This window comes from Pseudomonas sp. BF-R-19, assembly GCF_019956445.1.
GTDB classification, from domain to species: Bacteria; Pseudomonadota; Gammaproteobacteria; order Pseudomonadales; family Pseudomonadaceae; genus Aquipseudomonas; species Aquipseudomonas fluorescens_BH.
Genome location: NZ_JAHBDN010000009.1, coordinates 1 through 4,346, shown reverse-complemented (window position 1 = coordinate 4,346; position 4,346 = coordinate 1). Strand labels below are relative to the sequence as shown.

Sequence of the window (4,346 nt, the reverse complement as noted above, 5' to 3'; positions counted from 1 at the left end):
AAGTGATTATTTTCAGAAGTTTTCAAAGTTTCCTTTGCAACTTCAACCACTTGCGCTTCAGATCTCTCATCAGCGGGAGGCGAATTCTACAGCGTTACACGCTGCTGTCAACACCTCTTTTTCAACTTCTTCTTGGCTTCGATGAACTGAAGCAACTTGCTGCCGAAAACTGCGTAACTCTTTGTTTACCAAGGAGTTTTCCGTTTCGACTGCGCCGGAAGTGGGGCGAATTATAGACACCTGAAATCTGCCGTCAAGCACTGATTTAGGTTTTCTATCAATAACCTGTAGAAAGCAGCAAAACGCCCCAAAGGGAGCCTATATAGAGGAGCCGAAACACCCCTCTATATAGAAGAGTCCTATCAGAGAACGCCCGAAGCCTTGAATGCGGACACCGCCCCGGCATCCAGGCCCAACACCCGCTGCAAAACTTCCAGCGTGTGCTCACCTAGCAGAGGAGGTGCAAAACGGTACTCCACCGGCGTTTCCGACAGTCGAATCGGACTCGCCACCTGAGGCACCATCCCGGCCAGCGCATGCGGCAGCTCGATAGCCAACCCACGCGCCTTCACCTGAGGGTCGGCAAACATCTGCGCCACGTCATTGATAGGCCCGCACGGCACGCCAGCCCGCTCCAGCTGCGCCACCCACTCAGAGGTAGTCTTGAACACCGTTGCCTGGCGGATCAGCGGAATCAGTACTGCCCTGTTTGCCACCCGCAGCTTGTTGGTCGCAAAACGCGGATCGTCCGCCCACTGCGGCTGCCCGGCCACTTCCGCGAACTTGCGGAACTGCCCATCGTTGCCGACGGTAAGGATGAAATCGCCATCCGCCGTAGGAAAATCCTGATAAGGCACGATGTTCGGATGCGCATTGCCCAGGCGTTTAGGCGCATTGCCTGTCGTCAGGTAGTTCATAGCCTGGTTGGCCAGACAAGCCACCTGCACGTCCAGCAGTGCCATATCGATATGCTGACCACCGCCGTCGTGGTCCCGATGCGCAAGCGCAGCCAGGATCGCGACAGTCGAATACAGCCCGGTCAGGATGTCCGTCAGCGCCACGCCCACCTTCACCGGCCCCGCGCCTTCTTCGCCTTCAGGTCGCCCCGTCAGGCTCATGAGGCCGCCCAGCCCCTGGATCATGAAGTCATAACCCGCACGCTTGGCGTAAGGACCGGTCTGGCCGAACCCGGTGATCGAGCAATAGATCAGATCCGGATTGATCGCCTTCAGCGACTCATAGTCCAGGCCATAAGCCGCCAGACCGCCGACCTTGAAGTTCTCGATCAGGATGTCCGACTTGGCCGCCAACTCACGCACCAGCTTCTGCCCTTCAGGGCGCGTGAAGTCGATGGTGACTGACTGCTTGTTGCGATTGGCCGACAAGTAATAGGCGGCCTCACTGGTGTTCTCGCCATAAGCGTCTTTAAGGAACGGTGGCCCCCAGGCACGCGTGTCATCGCCGTTACCCGGACGCTCGACCTTGATCACTTCAGCGCCAAGGTCGGCCAGGATCTGCCCGGCCCAAGGCCCGGCCAGCACCCGCGATAAATCCAGTACCCGTAGATGCGATAGCGCGCCCATGGACGTTCTCCTTAATAGAACGCCTGGAGGCCGGTTTGCGCACGACCGAGGATCAGCGCATGGACGTCATGAGTACCTTCATAGGTGTTCACTACTTCCAGGTTGACCAGGTGACGCGCAACACCGAATTCATCGGAGATACCGTTGCCGCCCAACATATCGCGAGCCATGCGCGCGATGTCCAGGGACTTGCCGCAAGAGTTGCGCTTCATCATCGAAGTAATTTCGACTGCAGCGGTCCCTTCGTCCTTCATACGACCCAGACGCAGGCAGCCTTGCAGCGCCATGGTGATTTCAGTCTGCATGTCGGCCAGCTTCTTCTGGATCAACTGGGTGGCGGCCAGCGGGCGACCGAACTGTTGACGATCCAGGGTGTACTGGCGAGCGGTGTGCCAGCAGAACTCGGCTGCACCCAGCGCACCCCATGAGATGCCGTAACGTGCCGAGTTGAGGCAAGTGAAAGGACCTTTCAGACCACGGACGTCCGCGAAGATGTTCTCTTCCGGCACAAACACGTTGTCCATCACGATTTCACCGGTGATCGATGCCCGCAGGCCCACCTTGCCGTGAATAGCCGGAGCGCTCAGACCTTTCCAGCCTTTCTCCAGCACGAAGCCGCGAATGTCACCGGCATCGTCCTTGGCCCAGACCACGAACACATCGGCGATCGGGCTGTTGGTGATCCACATCTTGCTGCCGGTGAGGCTGTAGCCGCCTTCGACTTTGCGCGCACGACTGATCATCGCGCCCGGGTCGGAGCCGTGGTTAGGCTCGGTCAGGCCGAAGCAGCCGATCCACTCGCCCGATGCCAGCTTCGGCAGGTACTTCTGCTTCTGCGCTTCGGTACCGAATTCATTGATTGGCACCATCACCAGCGAGGACTGCACGCTCATCATCGAGCGATAACCGGAGTCGATGCGCTCGACTTCACGGGCGATCAGGCCGTAGCTGACATAGTTCAGGCCGCTGCCACCGTACTGCTCGGGGATGGTTGCACCCAACAGGCCGATCTCGCCCATTTCGCGGAAGATCGCCGGATCGGTCTTCTCATGGCGGAAAGCTTCAAGAATGCGCGGCGCAAGGCTCTGCTGAGCAAACTGCGCAGCCGTGTCGCGAATCATGCGTTCTTCTTCAGTGAGCTGTTGATCCAGCAGCAGGGGATCGATCCAGTTGAAGCTAGCTTTACCGCCCATGAGTGTGTCCTCTCGAATCGGGTCAAATAACGTGGACTGATCCTAGGCCCGGATCGGCGCTACGGCAAACGAGGATTTTGCATACTGTTGTGCTAATTTCTCACTCCGAAACGTCGCGAAAGAGCATTTATGCGATGTATTAGTGAGGTTGACGTACATGCGCAGAAAGATACCCAGCACCACCGCCCTGATCAGCTTCGAGGCCGCGGCGCGCCACGAGAGCTTCACCAAGGCCGCCCAGGAACTTTCGCTGACCCAAGGGGCGATTTGTCGACAGATCGCCAGCCTTGAAGAGTTCCTCAGCGTGGAACTGTTCCGACGCTCGCGGCGCGGAGTCAAGCTGACGGAAGCTGGTCTCTCGTACAGCCGACGAGTGGCCACTCAACTCGACGCGGTTGAGCGCGACACCTTGTCAGTCATGGGCCAGCAAGGCACCAACGTGATCGAATTGGCCGTAGTTCCGACCTTCGGCACCCAATGGCTGCTGCCGCGACTCAAGGACTTCCAGCAAAAACACCCGGAGGTGACGGTCAACCTGACCAACCGCACGCGGCCGTTCCTGTTCGCCGACACTGATTTTGATGCCGCCATCTACTTCGGTGACGCCGATTGGTCGGGTACAGAATCCCACAGGCTGATGGGTGAAAATCCGATGCCCGTTTGCAGCCCCAACCTGCTCGGAAACAAAACCAGTCTGACGCCCGGCGAAATCGCCGACTTACCTCTTCTGCAACAAACCACCCGCCCCTATGCCTGGCGCCAATGGTTCGACTCCCAACACCTGAATGTCCCGCGAGACATGACAGGCCCCCGCTACGAGCTATTCTCCATGCTCGCCCAAGCGGCCATGCACGACATGGGCATTGCCCTGATTCCGCCATTCCTGATTCAAAGGGAGTTGAAAGAGAAACGCCTGGTGATCGCCAACCCGCAAGCACTGTCCAGCATCAAGGCTTACTACCTGATGATTCCTGAGCGAAAGGTCGAATCCGCGTCTTTAAGGGCATTTCGTGACTGGCTGGTAAATCAGGCGCACAGCTACAGCCTAGAGGGATAAAGGCTATCCAAGGTTACCTGACCCCGTAGTCAGCAATATCAAAGCCCTACAGATATACGTATTTGTCGCATACCAGCAAACTGTATCGAAAAGTCGTACAAACGTCCCACAAGCGCCTTATGACGCGGCTTTGCGCCACTATTTCGAGGCGATGCCGCATCATTCATACGGCCGATGTGTAAATTCTTCAATTTCGGCCAGAATCCTTGAAAAGCACGGTCTGCAAGGGGTTGAGCCGGCTGGTTGCGACATTCGGTCACGGGGTGACTTGTAGTTAATTTTCCGTCACCCGTCATAATCCCTTGAAGGGCACAAAGTTCGCCTGCAAAATGCCGCGCCCCGCCCTGATTTGGCGGGATCGTGCTGATCGGCCGCCCCAGCCGCACCATCCGTAGTGCATGGGTTTACTCAATAAGATCACGCAGGAGATTTGACGTGCACATTGGTGTTCCTCTCGAAACCCAGACCGGTGAAACACGGGTTGCTGCAACCCCGGAAACCATCAAGAAGCTG

Annotated in this window: 4 protein-coding genes; 2 read left to right on the top strand and 2 right to left on the bottom strand. The window is 57.5% G+C overall.

Annotation, left to right across the window (positions count from 1 at the left end; all coding sequences use genetic code 11):
- Positions 1-362: 362 nt before the first annotated feature.
- Positions 363-1,583, bottom strand: coding sequence for a CaiB/BaiF CoA transferase family protein (locus KGB28_RS00225; RefSeq protein WP_223441002.1), 1,221 nt, complete (start codon positions 1,581-1,583; stop codon positions 363-365).
- An 11-nt stretch (positions 1,584-1,594) separates the two neighbouring features.
- Positions 1,595-2,776 (bottom strand): acyl-CoA dehydrogenase, encoded by a 1,182-nt coding sequence (locus KGB28_RS00220; protein ID WP_223441001.1) that lies wholly within the window; start codon positions 2,774-2,776, stop codon positions 1,595-1,597.
- Positions 2,777-2,933: 157 nt separating this feature from the next.
- On the opposite strand from KGB28_RS00220, the gene KGB28_RS00215 reads away from it, so the two are divergent.
- Positions 2,934-3,833 (top strand): LysR family transcriptional regulator, encoded by a 900-nt coding sequence (locus tag KGB28_RS00215; protein WP_150753713.1) that lies wholly within the window; start codon positions 2,934-2,936, stop codon positions 3,831-3,833.
- Between the two features lie 435 nt (positions 3,834-4,268).
- Positions 4,269-4,346: hypothetical protein (locus tag KGB28_RS00210; protein WP_223441004.1), on the top strand; the 78-nt coding region annotated here is incomplete at its 3' end.